15 protein-coding genes and 1 other RNA gene are annotated in these 15,742 nt (G+C 38.6%); 15 read left to right on the forward strand and 1 reads right to left on the reverse strand.

All coding sequences use genetic code 11. The features are described from left to right. Nucleotides 1–62 precede the first annotated feature (62 nt). From ACZ5V8_RS02735 to ACZ5V8_RS02760, 6 genes are all read left to right on the forward strand, one after another. Nucleotides 63–287: a lipopolysaccharide assembly protein LapA domain-containing protein gene (locus tag ACZ5V8_RS02735; protein ID WP_440616765.1), complete on the forward strand. Its 225-nt coding sequence runs from the start codon at nucleotides 63–65 to the stop codon at nucleotides 285–287. Then, complete coding sequence (gene tsaD, locus ACZ5V8_RS02740) at nucleotides 284–1,297, forward strand: tRNA (adenosine(37)-N6)-threonylcarbamoyltransferase complex transferase subunit TsaD (protein WP_464218244.1); 1,014 nt, start codon at nucleotides 284–286, stop codon at nucleotides 1,295–1,297. The genes ACZ5V8_RS02735 and tsaD overlap by 4 nt, the downstream gene beginning before the upstream one ends. Nucleotides 1,298–1,420: 123 nt before the next feature. Beyond that, nucleotides 1,421–2,605: an amino acid permease gene (locus ACZ5V8_RS02745; protein ID WP_464218246.1), complete on the forward strand. Its 1,185-nt coding sequence runs from the start codon at nucleotides 1,421–1,423 to the stop codon at nucleotides 2,603–2,605. Between the two features lie 280 nt (nucleotides 2,606–2,885). Continuing rightward, complete coding sequence (locus tag ACZ5V8_RS02750) at nucleotides 2,886–3,578, forward strand: DNA-binding protein (protein ID WP_464218247.1); 693 nt, start codon at nucleotides 2,886–2,888, stop codon at nucleotides 3,576–3,578. Nucleotides 3,579–3,744: 166 nt separating this feature from the next. Beyond that, an RNA gene (gene rnpB, locus ACZ5V8_RS02755) (RNase P RNA component class A) lies at nucleotides 3,745–4,141 on the forward strand. 278 nt (nucleotides 4,142–4,419) lie between these two features. Then, complete coding sequence (locus tag ACZ5V8_RS02760; protein ID WP_464218248.1) at nucleotides 4,420–6,627, forward strand: RelA/SpoT family protein; 2,208 nt, start codon at nucleotides 4,420–4,422, stop codon at nucleotides 6,625–6,627. 9 nt (nucleotides 6,628–6,636) lie between these two features. Here ACZ5V8_RS02760 and trxB read toward each other — a convergent pair whose 3' ends face one another. Further along, the gene (gene trxB, locus ACZ5V8_RS02765) at nucleotides 6,637–7,587 is read right to left on the reverse strand and encodes a thioredoxin-disulfide reductase (protein WP_464218249.1); all 951 of its coding nucleotides are present in this window, start codon (nucleotides 7,585–7,587) and stop codon (nucleotides 6,637–6,639) included. Between the two features lie 149 nt (nucleotides 7,588–7,736). On the opposite strand from trxB, the gene ACZ5V8_RS02770 reads away from it, so the two are divergent. From ACZ5V8_RS02770 to ACZ5V8_RS02810, 9 genes are all read left to right on the forward strand, one after another. Continuing rightward, nucleotides 7,737–7,916 carry a hypothetical protein gene (locus tag ACZ5V8_RS02770; RefSeq protein ID WP_464218250.1) on the forward strand — a complete coding sequence of 60 codons (180 nt, stop codon included), beginning with the start codon at nucleotides 7,737–7,739 and terminating at the stop codon, nucleotides 7,914–7,916. Nucleotides 7,917–8,026: 110 nt separating this feature from the next. Further along, entirely contained in the window at nucleotides 8,027–9,580 is a 1,554-nt protein-coding gene (locus ACZ5V8_RS02775) for an ATP-binding protein (RefSeq protein ID WP_464218251.1), read from the forward strand. A 25-nt stretch (nucleotides 9,581–9,605) separates the two neighbouring features. Continuing rightward, nucleotides 9,606–9,902 (forward strand): nucleotidyltransferase domain-containing protein, encoded by a 297-nt coding sequence (locus ACZ5V8_RS02780; RefSeq protein ID WP_464218252.1) that lies wholly within the window; start codon nucleotides 9,606–9,608, stop codon nucleotides 9,900–9,902. Then, on the forward strand, nucleotides 9,899–10,387 hold the full coding sequence (locus tag ACZ5V8_RS02785) for a hypothetical protein (protein WP_464218253.1): 489 nt from the start codon (nucleotides 9,899–9,901) through the stop codon (nucleotides 10,385–10,387). The genes ACZ5V8_RS02780 and ACZ5V8_RS02785 overlap by 4 nt, the downstream gene beginning before the upstream one ends. Nucleotides 10,388–10,561: 174 nt before the next feature. Then, entirely contained in the window at nucleotides 10,562–11,686 is a 1,125-nt protein-coding gene (locus ACZ5V8_RS02790; RefSeq protein WP_464218254.1) for an ATP-binding protein, read from the forward strand. Between the two features lie 127 nt (nucleotides 11,687–11,813). Beyond that, nucleotides 11,814–13,061 carry a nucleotide sugar dehydrogenase gene (locus tag ACZ5V8_RS02795; protein ID WP_464218255.1) on the forward strand — a complete coding sequence of 416 codons (1,248 nt, stop codon included), beginning with the start codon at nucleotides 11,814–11,816 and terminating at the stop codon, nucleotides 13,059–13,061. A 32-nt stretch (nucleotides 13,062–13,093) separates the two neighbouring features. Further along, entirely contained in the window at nucleotides 13,094–14,098 is a 1,005-nt protein-coding gene (locus ACZ5V8_RS02800; protein ID WP_464218256.1) for a Gfo/Idh/MocA family protein, read from the forward strand. Beyond that, a complete protein-coding gene (locus ACZ5V8_RS02805; RefSeq protein WP_464218257.1) occupies nucleotides 14,095–14,664 on the forward strand; it encodes an acyltransferase in 570 nt (189 codons plus the stop codon). The genes ACZ5V8_RS02800 and ACZ5V8_RS02805 overlap by 4 nt, the downstream gene beginning before the upstream one ends. A gap of 8 nt (nucleotides 14,665–14,672) precedes the next feature. Further along, nucleotides 14,673–15,734 carry a DegT/DnrJ/EryC1/StrS family aminotransferase gene (locus ACZ5V8_RS02810; protein WP_464218258.1) on the forward strand — a complete coding sequence of 354 codons (1,062 nt, stop codon included), beginning with the start codon at nucleotides 14,673–14,675 and terminating at the stop codon, nucleotides 15,732–15,734. Nucleotides 15,735–15,742 lie beyond the last annotated feature (8 nt).

Below are 15,742 nucleotides of genomic sequence, written 5' to 3' on the forward strand. Positions count from 1 at the left end.
ACGCCTATAAAGATATACTATCATGCGCAGCATGAATTAATGCATATGCTATAGGAGATATAATGCGTTTATTGGGATATATAATTTTAGTAGTTATATTTATTTTGGTTGCGGCATTGGCAGTGTTGAATGCACAGGAAGTAACCTTTAATTATTTGATTGGTACATTGCATTTACCGTTGATATTGCTACTGTTGGTGGTTTTTGTCTTGGGGCTTGTTATCGGTATGGTCTTGATGCTGCTGTCATGCAAAAAAAAACAGCGTGATAAGGTTGTCAAAGGATGATTGTCCTTGGTATTGAAACATCATGTGATGAAACGGGTATTGCCATTTATGATGGCTTAAAACACAAACTTCTTGCCAATGCATTGTTCAGTCAGATTGATTTGCATGCGCAATATGGTGGTGTAGTCCCCGAGCTTGCCTCGCGTGATCATGTGGCTAAACTCATTCCACTGACCAAAGAAGCGTTAGCAAAGGCTGAACTTGCGCTTGAGGATATTGATGCAATTGCTTACACGGCAATGCCAGGGTTGGTTGGCGCGCTGATGGTTGGCGCAACTTTTGCTAAAACATTAAGTTATATGTTGGATATTCCTGCGGTTGCTATTCATCACTTAGAGGGGCATTTATTAGCTCCGTTACTAAGTGAAGAGGTTAGACCTGAATATCCTTATGTGGCACTATTGGTCTCAGGTGGACATACGCAGTTAATAGCGGTTAAAAGCTTTGGGCAATATGAGTTACTAGGTGAGTCAATTGATGACGCCGCAGGTGAGGCTTTTGATAAAACGGCTAAGTTATTGGGTTTGCCTTACCCTGGTGGACCACATTTAGCGCATCTGGCTGAAAAAGGGCAAGCGGGTGCTTTTACTTTTCCACGCCCAATGTGTGACCGACCTGGGTTTGATTTTAGTTTTAGTGGCTTGAAAACAGCCGTGCTTAATACTTGGCAGGCGCAAGATGATCAAAGTGAACAAATTAAAGCGGACATTGCATATGCATTTCAAGAGGCATTAATTGATACAATTGTCATTAAATGCAAGCGTGTATTAAAGCATACAGCTATGAAGAATTTAGTGGTGTCAGGTGGAGTTAGTGCCAACAAAGGATTGCGGTCAGCGCTTAATGAGTTGGCACTTAAAAATCGTTGGCAGGTTTATTATCCGCCTCTTGAGTTTTGCACTGATAATGGTGCAATGATTGCCATTGCAGGGGCCTATCGTTTAGCAAATGGCTTTGTTGATCATGATATGGCGATTAATGTGAAACCAAGAGCGTCGCTGAATCTATAGAGAATTACAAAACTATTTTAGAAAATTAGTTGTCAGTTTGACTGGTGATGATAAGATGAAGCTTCGCTAATTTTTTGATTCAAAAAAATGTTGGAAAATCATACATCGCACACGGTTTCAAGGATGAAAAAACTTGGAGGTATTTTGTTGATTGCCGGCACATCGATTGGTGCTGGCATGCTTGGTATTCCGTACGCTGTTGCGGCAGTTGGTTTTAAAACCGCATTGATCTTGTTGTTTATCAATTGGATTATTATGTTGGCAACTGCCTTATTGATTGTTGAAGTCAATGTGCGTCAGCCATTAACGGCGGATCTAAATACTATGGCGTTTGCCACTTTGGGGCGCTTTGGGCAAGTTGTCAATTGGTTGGCTTATCTATTACTGCTGTATGCTTTAACGACAGCTTATATTGCAATGGGTGGCGGGCTGCTTGATCAATATGTCTTGGGTGTGGGCAATTCAGGCGGTTATGGGGCATTGTTATTTACTGTGATATTGGGAGCGGTTATTTATTTCGGTACATCGGCAGTTGATCAACTAAATAAATTATTTTTTACCCTTAAAGCACTTTGTTTTATTGGGATTATTGTGGTGATTGTGCCGTATGTGCAGACCAGTCTATTGAGTACACAAAGCTTGGGTATTGGCTATGCGTGGTATGCTTTCCCTATCTTGATAACCTCTTTTGGATTTCATATTGTGATTCCAACAATTCGCAATTATTTTAAAAATGATCATGAGTTAAAACGAATTGTTGTTATTGGTGCGAGTGTGCCATTTATCGTCTATGTCGTATGGGTTGTTGTTACATTGGGTGTTGTCCCTGTCTTGGGGGAATATGGTTTTAAATATCTAATGACACATGGTGTTGATTTGGGTAAGGCATATCACCATCTACTGAATGTGCATGCAGCCAGTGGTTTTATCGTTGGCTTTTCCAATATTGCAGTCACAACATCTTTTCTTGGCGTGACGTTAGCACTATTCCACTTTAATCAAGATGCTTATCGCTTGAAAAAATCGACTAAAGCAAAGCTTTTAAACTTTGTGATTACCTATGTGCCGCCACTGATATTTGCCGTTTTTTTCGTCAATGGCTTCTTGGCGGCATTAGGCTATGCCAGTATCTTTGTTTGTATTTTGTTAATTATACTGCCGGCATGCATGGCATGGTCATTAAGAAATAATGAGGGACGTAATACGCTGCCCAGTAAAGCGTATTTATCATTATTGATCCTATTGGGCACATTTATTATTGTACTGCAAATACTCAGTAGTATCGGTCTTTTAGCAGTATTAGCATGATTTTTCTTGAGCTTAAGCATATTTTTAGTCATAATTCAGCCGTTTTCATTTACCTTTAAAGCGATTTTCTGCTAAAACTAAATTGTGCGCATTTGATGAGTGTGCTTTTTTCATTTGCTATTAGGTGACCCGTTTAGGCAGTGTATATGTTGGAATATCTAAGCCCTTGGTGGGATTGAGTTAAGCTTAAAAGTAAATGCTAAGTAGGAAAAATTCTAAAAAAATTAAAAATTAAAAATTAAAAATTAAAAAATATGAAATATCTTAATTAAGGGAATCCATGTCGGAAGATAACCAGATAACTTATGATGAGCTTGCTGCGGTTGCCGAACGTCTAAGTCGTGAGGGGCGCAAAGTCACACTTGAATATGTGCGTCGCGAGTTAGGCAAAGGGACACATGCGCAGATTGCGGTTCTTCTTGGTAAGTGGCAAAAAGAAAATGCGCAATTAATGCATGAAAATAAAAATGCAAGACCTAGATTTTCACAATCAAGATCGGATGATACGAAAAATACAGGCGCTTCTTCATTGCGTAGACCAGATATGAATGGATTTAAATCAAAGAAGCCTATGCGTCAACAGCAATCTTCACATGGGCAAAGCGAATACAGAAAATCATATTCAAGAACGCAGTTTATTGGCAATGGCAATTCCGATGAATCTTATGAGGCTATCGCACCACGTGAATCGCTGACCTCTGAGCGTTTAAAGGCAGAGCCTGATATTATCCAGAAGCTTTTTCAGGCATTAGCCATTATTAGAAGCACGCGCTTGTTGGCACAAGAGCATTATCAAACAGCACAAAATGAGTTACTTAATATACGTATGACCTGTGATCAAGAAGTGCGTGATTTTCAAAAAAAGGCTAATGAGCAATTATTAGCACTGCAAACAGAGTTTAGTCGCTTGAAAACAACTTATGATCAAGAGATTATTGCCATTCGTCGTCAGTTAAGTATATACCCATCGTAAATCATTTTGCAGTGTTTACTTGTAAAGTAGTTTGTGAAGATTTTAGCAAGTTGGATTGCAGGTAATAGCTAGGACTATTATCAAAATTCAACTTGCCAAAAGCACGCAAAATACAAAGCAAAAAATTCTGTAAAATGGTTTGGGATGGGTATATAATTCTGCCTGCTAAGTTGATCAGACAGTCGCGTCTTACCACTTTTGGCAATTCAGAGTTTTGATAAAGCAAAAGCTTAGAGTCGGCAAAAGTGGTAGGACGAGGAAAGTCCGGGCTTCAAAGAGCAAGATGCCAGGTAACGCCTGGGAAGCGTAAGCTTACGGAAAGTGCAACAGAGAATAGACCGCCTGTATTGTTATATAGGTAAGGGTGAAACGGTGTGGTAAGAGCGCACCGCGCTTTTGGTAACAAAAGTGGCATGGTAAACCCCATCTGAAGCAAGGCCAAATAGGGTTGTAATAGTGTGGCTCGCGCTGCAACTGGGTAGGCTGCTTGAGCATTATGGTGACATAATGCCTAGAGAAATGACTGTCCACGACAGAACCCGGCTTATCGATTGACTTAGTAATGAATCCTGAATAAGTTGCGTCAGTTAGCACCTCTCCCCTTGCGGGAGAGGTCGTGCAGCTTAAGCTGCACGGGTGAGGGGAGTAATTGAAGCTCAACTTATTTTTGAATTATTACTTAGTATTTTTTACCTAATGCAAGCTATTTGATATTTACCATACTTTCACTAGGGTTTTTCACTGATTTTCGTTATCCTTAAATACAGCTTTTATTGATAGTGCAAACTTGAATTCCAAGTGTGGACTTTGATTTTTTAAGATGATTTTTGGATAGATAAGAATGGTGCAAGTAACGGACAAATATGCTTTAACCGCTGAAGGGTTGATTGATTTTCAGAAATGGTTGCCTTTATTAGAAGACTTTTATCCAAAACAACGTTTAGCAACGATTGCCGGTGCAATTGATATTTTGGCGCAATACGGTGTTGACGAGCCTTCGGTGCATGGTGGTACGTGTTTTGGTTATGGTGTTGAAATGGCAGCAGTTCTTTTTGATTTGCAGGCGGATGAGGAATCCGTCGCAGCCGCATTGTTATTTGAGTTGCATTATAATCAAAAAATTTCGCCAGAGCTTGTGCTTGAAGCTTGTGGTGAAGCAGTGTTGAAAATTCTTGATGGTGCTACGGCAATGTCAGCAGTTAGAGCTTTGCAAAATAACAAACCTAATCAGGCACAAATTGATACCTTTCGTAAGATGCTATTAACCATTGTTGAAGATGTGCGCATCGTGTTGGTTAAGTTGGCAGATCGAGTGTGCACCATGCGTGCGGTTAAGAATTGGACGGAAAGCTACAAACAGACAATCGCTAAGGAAATCCTTGAAATATACGCACCATTGGCAAATCGTTTGGGTTTATCAAAGACAAAGTGGGAGCTTGAGGATCGTGCTTTTGCCTGTTTATATCCTGTTGAATATAAGAAAATTGCCAGAGGACTAAAAAAGAAACGTTTACAGCGTGAAGCTTATATTCATGATGCAATGGATATGCTTGCTGCTGAGCTGAAAAAAGAAAATATTCACTTTGAGCTATCCGGTCGGGTGAAACACATCTATAGCATATGGCGCAAATTACGCAAAAAAGAACGTAGCCTTGATGAGCTATATGATATTCGGGCGATGCGTGTATTGGTTGATTCGATTGATGAGTGTTATCGTGCGTTAAGCATTGTTAATCAGTTGTGGGAGCCTATTGCTAGTGAATTTGCTGATTATATTGCCACGCCTAAGCCCAATGGTTATCGCTCAGTACATACCGTTGTCTATGGGCCTGAGCACTTGAGTTTAGAGATTCAGATTAGAACACATCAAATGCATAATGAGTCTGAAATGGGTGTTGCGGCACATTGGCGCTATAAAGAGGGTGTCAAGCATGATCCAAGTTACGAGGCGCGCGTTAATTGGTTGCGATCCTTACTTGACTGGGAGACTGAGCTCGCCGATGAGTTAAAAAGTGATGAGCTTAAAAAAGAGCTTGCCGGAAATCGGGTGTATGTGTTTACCCCTAATGGTGATGTGATTGATCTGGAGTTAGGGGCCACTGTGCTTGATTTTGCTTATATGGTGCATACGATGATTGGGCACCGCACCAAGGGGGCTAAAATCAATGGTAAGATTGTGTCTTTGACAACCAAACTGAGCACCGGTGACAAGGTTGAGATTCTTACTCACAAGGAACCAAGCCCCAGTTTGGATTGGGCAAATGCCGGAAGTGGTTTTATTCATTCAGCGAAAATTCGTGCACGCGTGGCACGTTGGTTTAAGCAATTAAATAAAGAGCAAAATGCGAGCTTAGGTCGCGAACGCCTTTTGGATGAATTAAAGCAGCATCGTTTGAAATCAATTGATTATGCCGAGGTTGCCTCACATTTTAATATGGCGGATGAGGAAACATTTTATGCCGGTATTGAAACGGGGTCTCTGCGTTTTAATCAAGTGGTTAATTATATTGTTGAGCATTACACGCTTGTCGAAAAACCAACGGTTGAAGAAGTGGCGAGTAAAAGTGTTAATGTCACGCAAAGCTTAAAAGACAATGCACGCAAAACGGATTTAACAATTTATGGTGTTGATAATTTATTGTCACATATGGCAGGATGCTGCAAGCCGGTGCAAGGTGATGATATTGTTGGTTATTTGACACATGGTCGAGGCGTGACCGTACATAGAGCAGTGTGCCCCAACTTCTTGCGTTTAAGCTTAAGCTCCCCTGAGCGGGTGCTTGATGTCCAATGGGGTAAGAAGGATTTAAGGCGTTATCAGGTTGATTTGCTGTTGATTTGTAGTGATGTCGAAAAGGCGATGCATGAAGTCACCAGTATTTTAAACATTGAGAAGATAACCATTGCGGCATTACAACCTTCGTATTCAGATAAACATAAAACCATCAAACTAAGCTTGATTTTAAACGATATGCAAACCTTAGATACGTTGGCTAAAAAGATGAGCTCAACGGCTTATGTTGAGAATGTCACACGTGTGATCGCGTAGCTTTGTCATTTACTTAAGCGCATCAAGATATTTTTCAGCATCGAGCGCTGCCATGCAACCCGTACCAGCTGAAGTAACGGCTTGTTTATACACATGATCCATCACGTCACCTGCAGCATAAACGCCTTCGACGGATGTCTGTGTGGCATTGCCAGTAAGACCGGATTTGACGGTGATATAACCATTTTCCATTTGAAGTTGATTATTGAAGATCTGTGTGTTTGGCGTATGACCAATCGCGATAAACACGCCATCAACGGCAAGCTCTTTGATGCTATTTGATTTGACATCTTTGATTCGTACACCAGTGACACCGGCGTCATTACCTAATACTTCATCAAGAGTGTGAAACCACTCAAAGCGAATGTTGCCGTCTTTTGATTTTTTCATAATTTGGTCAATAAGAATTTTTTCCGCTCTTAACTCATCACGGCGATGCACCAGTGTCACGGTTTTAGCAATATTCGATAAATAAAGCGCTTCTTCAACAGCCGTGTTACCTCCGCCAATAACCGCGACATCTTTGCCACGATAGAAAAAGCCATCACACGTCGCGCACGCCGAAACGCCTTTGCCCATAAAGGCTGCTTCAGAGGGGAGCCCCAAGTATTTTGCACTGGCGCCCGTGGCAATAATCAATGCATCACAGGTGTATTGATCATTGTCCCCTATCAGTGTGAAAGGGCGATTGTTAAGATCTACTTGATTGATGTGGTCATAAATCATCTGGGTATTGAAGCGCTCAGCTTGAGCTTGCAGCTTTTGCATAAGCTCAGGACCTTGAATACCATTTTCTTCACCTGGCCAGTTATCAACGTCAGTTGTTGTCGTGAGTTGCCCACCTGGTTGCATGCCAGTAATAATCACAGGATTTAAATTAGCGCGCGCGGCATAAATGGCTGCCGTATAGCCAGCTGGTCCCGATCCTAGAATAATAAGTTTATGATGATTTTGTGCCATCTTTTTCACTCCGTAATGTCAAATAATCAAACGACAATATGGTAAACGGAAAGCGCGCTAGAAGCTATTGCCGATTTGGAATTAGTTGAGGTTGGGAAAGCGATATAATAATGCAAAAATAAGTTAAGCTTCCATTACTCCCCTCACCCGTGCAGGTAGCAAATTACGCCTCTTGGCAAAATGCCAAAAAAGATATTCAATCTGTTGTTGATGCGCTTTCATATTGGCAAAACTATGCGTATGATTTGGGCGTAAGTAAGCGAACCATAGAAATGATTCAGAAGAAGTTAGATGAAGTTTATGCACAGAATCGTCAGTTGCTGGAGTAAACTTGATTGTGAATTGTGAATTGTGAATTGTGAATTGTGAATTAGAAATTAAACATTAAAAATTAAAAATTAAAAATTAAAAATTAAAAATCATGCGAGTTGAGGCAAATATGAAAAGACTTCCAATTGGTATTTCAAGCTTTGATAAAATCATTACTGAAGGCTATGTTTATGTCGACAAAACCCAGCATATTGATAAGCTGGTGAACCAGGGTGCTGGGCGTTATTTTTTATCTCGTCCTAGACGGTTTGGTAAGTCATTATTAATTGATACAATCAAGCACGCCTTTGAAGGTAATAAAGCACTGTTTAAAGGACTGCACCTTGAGGATCATTGGGATTGGCAAACGACTTACCCTGTGTTGCACTTTAGCTTTGGTGAGGGAAATCTCTCAAGTCCAGAGGCCTTAGATGAAAAGATTAGCAGCTTTCTAGATGTTTACTATGAGCGCTATAGTATTGAGCAACCTTATAGTGAAATCAGTAGCAAATTTTCTTATCTCATTAACATGCTTGGCACTAAGTATCAGCAGGTGGTTATTCTAATCGATGAATATGATAAGCCAATCTTAGACAATATTGATAATAGTGATCTTGCGATAGCGATGCGCCAGCGTTTGAAAAATTTTTATAGTGTTATTAAAGCGCAAGATGAATATATTAAGTTAGTGATGTTAACCGGTGTTTTAAAGTTTAGTAAAGTGAGTTTGTTTAGTGATTTAAATAATTTAGATGATATAACCTTGGATGCTAAATATGCCGATATTTGTGGTTATACTCAGTTGGAGCTGGAGGGGGCTTTTAAAGCACATTTAGATCAAGGTAATGTTGACAGAAAGCTGTTAAAAAGTTGGTATAACGGTTATAATTTTACTGGTAGTAAGGAGCAAAAAGTCTATAATCCCTTTGATATATTGTTATTTATTAATAAAGACTATCGTTATGGTAATTATTGGTTTGAAACGGCAACACCCACTTTTCTAATTAAAATGATTGAAAAATATCGTTATTTTATTCCCAATCTTGAAAATGCTATTGTTGGTGAGGATGTCTTAAAAACTTTTGATATTGATAATATGCCCATTGAAACCTTATTATTTCAAACAGGCTATTTAACGGTGAAAAATACGACAACGATAGGTACGCAATATGCCTATGTTCTAAGTTATCCAAATCTAGAGGTTAAGGCCAGTTTAAATGGTGCCTTAGCTAGTATTGCTACTAATATGATGGTTAAAAATCAACATTTGCAAAGTATTGCCCAAGCCTTGCTGCAAAATGATTTTGAAAGCTTGTTTCAGATCTTTAGCAGTCATTTTGCCTCTATCCCTAATGATTGGTATCGTAATAATCATATTGATCAATATGAGGGATTTTATGCCAGTATTGTTTATAGCTTTTTAGCAGCGCTTGGCTATGATTTGATTGCTGAAGATGTCACCAATCACGGGAGAATTGATTTAACACTTGTAATGCCCGATAAAGTACTGATTATTGAGTTTAAACTACAAAAATATGGTGATGCCAAAGAGGCTGTTGCACAAATTAAATCACGCCAATATGCACAAAAGTATGAGGCTTATAATAAACCTATTTATTTAATTGGTATGAGTTTTGATAACAAGCAGCGCAATATGGCGGATTTGGCGGTGGAGAGATTTTAGACTAATTATGAATTAGGGGATCGATGTGAGGCTTACAGAATATGAGGTTAAAGCAATCAAAAGTTCATTTTTAGAGGTTTTTGGTACGGGTAGTGTTTATCTATTTGGTAGTAGAGTCGACGATAATAAAAGAGGCGGTGACATTGATTTATATATTGTGCCTAATGAAGCGTTGTCGCGAGATCAATTGCTTGAGAAGAAAATAGATTTTTTGGTTAGCGTGAAAAGTTTGATAGGTGAACAGAAAATAGATGTTATCATTGCCACGAATGAAAATAGATTGATTGAGCAAGAAGCATTAACTAAAGGTGTTAAGCTATGAGTGGTAATAGTGTGTTGAATACATTTCAAGAAAAAATATATGAATGCAATAAGCACATTGAAAAAATTCAGATTGCTAAAAAATACTTAGCTGACCATATGCCGCTTAATGTTGAGGCTTACCAAGCATTAGATGATGTCAGTTTGAGTTTTATTGATGGATTGATATATCGATTCTTAAAGCTTCAGGATACGATGGGAGGCAAAATCTTTCCAGCTGTCTTATTGCTGGCAGAGGAAGATGTAAAGAGAAAAACGTTTATAGATATTCTAAACCGGCTTGAAGAGCTTGAGGTGCTTGATAAAAATCAATGGCTTAATCTAAGAGAAGCCAGAAATGAAATAGCGCATGAATATTCATTTAACGTAGCTGAAGTGGTTGACAGCATTAATCTTATCTATCACAAAAGTGATGAACTTGCGGAAACTTATGGAAGAGTGTGTGAGTTTTGTAGAGTGAGACTTAATATAGAACTGAGAATGTAGAGAAATTAAAAATTAAAAATTGAGAATCACTGGAATATCTTATAAGATTAGCAGCGGTTTTCTTAGTGAGTAACTTATGAGTTTCAAAGTAAAAATTGGACGTTAGAAGAAGTGGATAGAAAAATTTCGGTTGTTGGTTATTTGAATCATCTTACTGGTAGTAATGAGTGCTAGATGAAAAAATTTAAATATTACTTTTTTGGCATAATGGATGCAAAAGACAAAAAAGCCTTCTGGCGATATGTCAGGCTTGGGTCTAGTAATAGGTTGGCAACTGAAGAAACATTAATCTCGCTTGAGAGAGAAAAACGTAACTTTCATTTTGACAGTTTAGTGAATTATGACCTTGAAGTAACGGAAGCTCAAACACATCGATTATTCAAAAGTCTGACACATCGTTTAAATGAGCAAGGTTCTGTTTCCTTGTATGAAAAGCTAAAATTGATTTGCAGTGAAAGAGGGAGGTATTTTCTCACTAATCTTGGCATTTTGTTTTCTGATAAAAAACAGACCTTTTTCCCTTATGCAAAGATTGAATGTGCACGCTTTAAGGGTATCAAGACAGAAATCTTTATTGATCAGGCAACTTATGATAATGATCTTATTGAAGCGATTGAAGGCGCAACGGAGTTTATTAAACGTAATATTCGATTGGGAGCCACGATTGGTGAGATTTATCGTGAGAATAGGTGGGAGTACCCATTATTAGCATTACGGGAAGTGCTTGTTAATGCTGTGCTGCATCGAGATTATTCGATATTAGGCAGTGACATTAAAATTGCTATTTTTGATGACATGTTAGAGATCACAAGTCCTGGCATTCTAGTGATTGATAAGGAAAAGCTTGGGTTTGGGTATAGTGAGTTAAGAAATCCGCATTTAGGTGCGTTACTTAAGCGCTTAGAGATAATTGAGCAGTGGGGTACAGGGTTTAATAAGATTCATTCTATTATGCAGGACTATCCAGAACTTGCTATTGAGATTGATGATGCATCTAGCTTTGTGCAGGTAAAGTTTATTAAAATCAAATTGGTTCAAGAAACCGCCCAAGAAACCGCCCAAGAAACCGCCCAAGAAACCGCCCAAGAAACCGCTCAAGAAACCGCTCAAGAAAATACAAAAGAAATGGTTTTAGAGCTTTTAAGGCAAAATCCAAAATACACTAAATCAGATTTGATGCGGGTTTTGGCTAAGGCAGATGGGACGATTAAGGAGCATATTGCAAACCTTAAAAAAGAGGGTAGACTTAAAAGAGTGGGAGGAACTAAGTCTGGACATTGGCAAGTGTTGGATGAGTGAAAATGATAAATATTGAATTAAAGATTAAGAATTAAGTTGAATGTCTTGCTTTAACCTTATAGGGTTAGCGACGGTCTTCAAGTGAAGAACTTATAAATTTCAAAGTAAAAATTGGACGTTAGAAGAAGTGGATAGAAAAATTTCGGTTGTTGGTTTAGGTTATGTCGGCTTGCCTGTGGCGGTTGCTTTTGGGCAAAAGCATCAAGTGGTTGCATTTGATATTAATGAAAAGAGAATAGAAGCGTTAAAATTAGGCCATGATGCAACACTTGAAGTCTCTGATGATGAGTTGCGATCGGCAGATTTAGTTCTAACGAATAAGATTATTGATTTAAAAAATGCTGATTTTCATATTGTTGCCGTTCCGACACCTATTGATGATGCTAATAAGCCTGATATGACACCGCTTTTGAGCGCATCCAAGACGATCGGTCAAGCGCTTAAAAAGGGTGATATTGTTGTGTATGAGTCGACAGTTTACCCAGGGGCAACAGAAGAGGATTGTGTACCTATTTTGGAGAAAGAGTCAGGTTTAAAATGTGGCGTTGATTTTTTTGTCGGTTACTCTCCCGAGCGAATTAATCCGGGCGACAAAGAGCATACATTTACCAAGATTCTAAAAGTAGTCTCAGGGCAAACACCTCAAGTTTGTGACATTGTTGCTGATGTTTATGCATCTGTTGTTAAAGCAGGCATATATAAGGCAAGTTCAATTAAAGTGGCTGAAGCCTGTAAAGTGATTGAAAACGCACAAAGGGATTTAAGTATTGCATTCGTTAATGAGCTATCCAAAATATTTGCCATGATGGATATAGACACGCAAGAAGTCTTAGATGCAGCTGGCACCAAATGGAACTTTGTGCGCCATAACCCTGGGCTTGTTGGCGGGCATTGTATCGGTGTGGACCCATATTATTTGACTTATAAGGCAGAGAAGCTAGGGTATCACCCAGAGGTGTTGTTGGCAGGGCGAAGAATTAATGATGGTATGGCAAAATATGTAGCTGAACAAACGGTTAAGACAATGATACATGAAGGAAAGTTGATCCGTGACTCAAAAGTTGCTGTTTTGGGTGTAACGTTCAAAGAAAACTGCCCTGATATCAGGAACTCTAAAATTTTTGATGTGATTGGAGAGTTAAAAGAGTATAACTTGGATGTTGATGTTCATGATCCTGTGGCTGATGTTAGCGAAGTTCAGCATGAGTTTGGTGTGAAGCTTATCGGTTGGTCGGAACTTGAAAAAAAACACTACGATGTTATTGTTGTTGCTGTAGGTCATGATGATTATCGCAATGAAAGATTGCCTATGCATGATATATTAATTGATGTTAAGTCGATTTATGATAAGAAGAAATCGAAGTTTAGGTTGTAAATTTAATATTAATTCTGTTTAAGGAATTTGTGATGAAGCATTTTGCATTAATTGGTGCGGCGGGCTATATTGCCCCAAGGCATATGAAGGCAATAAAAGATACTAATAATGATCTTGTAGTGGCAATGGATGCTTTTGATTCTGTTGGCATTATTGATAGCTATTTCCCACAAGCTGATTTTTTTAAAGAGTTTGAGCGATTTGAGCGTAACGTACAGTTGAGAAAACAACAGAGCCAATTGCTAGATTTTGTTTCAATATGCTCTCCAAATTATTTACATGATAGTCATATTCGTTTTGCGTTAAATAATGGTATACATGCAATTTCAGAAAAGCCATTGGTTTTAAATCCTTGGGTTTTAGAAGGCTTGGAGAGTTTAGAAAAAGAGATGGGTAGGAATGTTTATAATATTCTACAGTTACGAGTTCATCCTTCAATTATTGCCTTGAGAGAAAAAATATTGAGTGGGCCAAAAGATAAAGTTTACGATGTTGATCTGACTTATCTTACGAGTCGAGGAACTTGGTATTACACTACTTGGAAAGCGGATGAAAGTAAATCAGGAGGTATTGCAACCAATATTGGTGTGCATTTTTTTGATATGCTTTCTTGGATCTTTGGTGATTTAAAAAGAAATGACTGTCACCTCTATGAAGTTGATAAAGCAGCGGGTTATCTTGAGTTTGAGCGTGCGAGAGTGAGATGGTTCTTGAGCATCAATCCAGAGATGTTACCACAAGAAGCACTTGATAAAGGGATGAGAACATTTCGTTCAATTAAAATTGATGGTGATGAGTTTGAGTTTAGTGAGGGCTTTACGGATTTGCACACACTTGTGTACCAAGATATATTAAATGGTAAAGGTTATCGTGTATCAGATGCTAAAACTGCTATTGAAATTGTGTTTGCATTAAGACACAAGACACCGCTTGGGATTACTCCAAATAGTCACCCATTTTGTCAAAAAGCGCTGAAAACACCATTTTTAGGATTTTCTAAACCATTGATAGATCAATACATGGAGAAGTCAGTGTGAGTAATGTTTTCGTTCATCAAAGTAGCTATATTGATGAAGATGTTAGCATTGGTGAAAACACTAAAATATGGCATTTTTGTCATATTATGGGTAATACAGTTATTGGTAATGATTGCTCATTTGGTCAAAACTGTGTAATAGGTCCAAATGTTAAACTTGGTAATAATGTCAAAGTGCAAAACAACATATCCATCTATGATGGGGTGGAGTGTGAGGATGATGTTTTTCTTGGTCCTTCAATGGTTTTTACCAATGTCATTAACCCAAGAAGTCATGTGAATCGTAAGAGCGAATTTAGAAAAACTTTACTAAAAAAGGGTTCAACGGTAGGTGCTAATGCAACTATTATATGCGGCGTGACAATCGGTGAATATGCTTTAATTGGCGCAGGTTCAGTGGTTACAAAAGACGTAAAACCTTATGCATTAATGGCTGGTGTGCCAGCTAAACAAATCGGTTGGGTTGATCAATGTGGCGATCGTTTGCAATTTGATGAAGACGGTAAAGCAATTGACACCCAAGGCAATCATTACTTTCTTAATAATGATTGCGTAGTAATGGAGTAAATGTGACTATGCAAATGAAACCATTTTTTGATATTAAGGCGCAATATCAGGCACGTAAAAAAGAAATTGATAATGCAATTCAAGAAGTTTTAGATAGTGGTCAATTTATTATGGGTCCGCAAGTTAAAATGCTTGAAGAAGAATTAGAAAGATATACAGGTGCTAAACATTGTGTCAGTTGTGCAAATGGCACGGATGCTTTGCAAATTGCATTGATGGCTATTGGTATTAAACCGGGTGATGAGGTAATTACAACCCCGTTTACTTTTATTGCCACAGCTGAAACAATTGCACTATTGGGTGCTAAACCTGTATTCGTCGATATTGAAGAAGACAGCTTTTTGATTGATGCTAAGCTAATTGCAGAAAAAATAACATCAAAAACAAAAGCCATTATTCCGGTTTCATTATATGGTCAGATTGCAGATATGGATGCAATTAATGAAGTGGCAAAGAGTTATTCGCAAAAGTTGGGTCATAAGATTTATGTGATTGAGGATGCAGCTCAAAGCTTTGGTGCTGAGTATAAAGGCAACAAATCTTGCAATGTATCTGATATAGCAACAACGAGTTTCTTCCCAACGAAACCTCTAGGTTGCTATGGCGACGGTGGGGCAATGTTTACCTCAGATGACGATATTGCGCAAAAAATGCGTGAAATCAGAGTGCATGGACAAAGTAGGCGTTATTACCATACCAGTATTGGTGTAAACTCACGATTGGATACCATTCAGGCAGCTATACTGTTGGTTAAGCTCAGGTATTTTGATCAAGAAATTGAAATACGTCGTAAACGCGCGCAAGCTTATTTTGAGCAATATAAAAATACAGACCTGATAACTCCTGTAGAGTTAAAAGGCAGAAAGCATGTTTATGGCCAATATACCGTGCGGGTGAGAAATAGATCGAACTTCCAAGAGCAGTTAAAAGATCAAGGTATTCCAACGACGATTCATTATCCTGTCCCGTTAAATAAGCAACCTGCATTTGAAGACAAGAACGCTTTTTGTCCGATATCAGATAGATTATCTGATGAGGTGATTAGTTTACCAATGTGTTTGTATTCATAGAGGATAGT

The organism is Cysteiniphilum sp. GTC20157, from assembly GCF_055396795.1.

Coding starts and splice junctions, on each gene's coding strand:
- ACZ5V8_RS02735 (WP_440616765.1), top strand. CDS start 63: ATGCGTTTATTGGGATATATAATTTTAGTAGTTATATTTATTTTGGTT.
- tsaD (WP_464218244.1), top strand. CDS start 284: ATGATTGTCCTTGGTATTGAAACATCATGTGATGAAACGGGTATTGCC.
- ACZ5V8_RS02745 (WP_464218246.1), top strand. CDS start 1,421: ATGAAAAAACTTGGAGGTATTTTGTTGATTGCCGGCACATCGATTGGT.
- ACZ5V8_RS02750 (WP_464218247.1), top strand. CDS start 2,886: ATGTCGGAAGATAACCAGATAACTTATGATGAGCTTGCTGCGGTTGCC.
- ACZ5V8_RS02760 (WP_464218248.1), top strand. CDS start 4,420: ATGGTGCAAGTAACGGACAAATATGCTTTAACCGCTGAAGGGTTGATT.
- trxB (WP_464218249.1), bottom strand. CDS start 7,587: ATGGCACAAAATCATCATAAACTTATTATTCTAGGATCGGGACCAGCT.
- ACZ5V8_RS02775 (WP_464218251.1), top strand. CDS start 8,027: ATGAAAAGACTTCCAATTGGTATTTCAAGCTTTGATAAAATCATTACT.
- ACZ5V8_RS02785 (WP_464218253.1), top strand. CDS start 9,899: ATGAGTGGTAATAGTGTGTTGAATACATTTCAAGAAAAAATATATGAA.
- ACZ5V8_RS02790 (WP_464218254.1), top strand. CDS start 10,562: ATGAAAAAATTTAAATATTACTTTTTTGGCATAATGGATGCAAAAGAC.
- ACZ5V8_RS02800 (WP_464218256.1), top strand. CDS start 13,094: ATGAAGCATTTTGCATTAATTGGTGCGGCGGGCTATATTGCCCCAAGG.
- ACZ5V8_RS02810 (WP_464218258.1), top strand. CDS start 14,673: ATGCAAATGAAACCATTTTTTGATATTAAGGCGCAATATCAGGCACGT.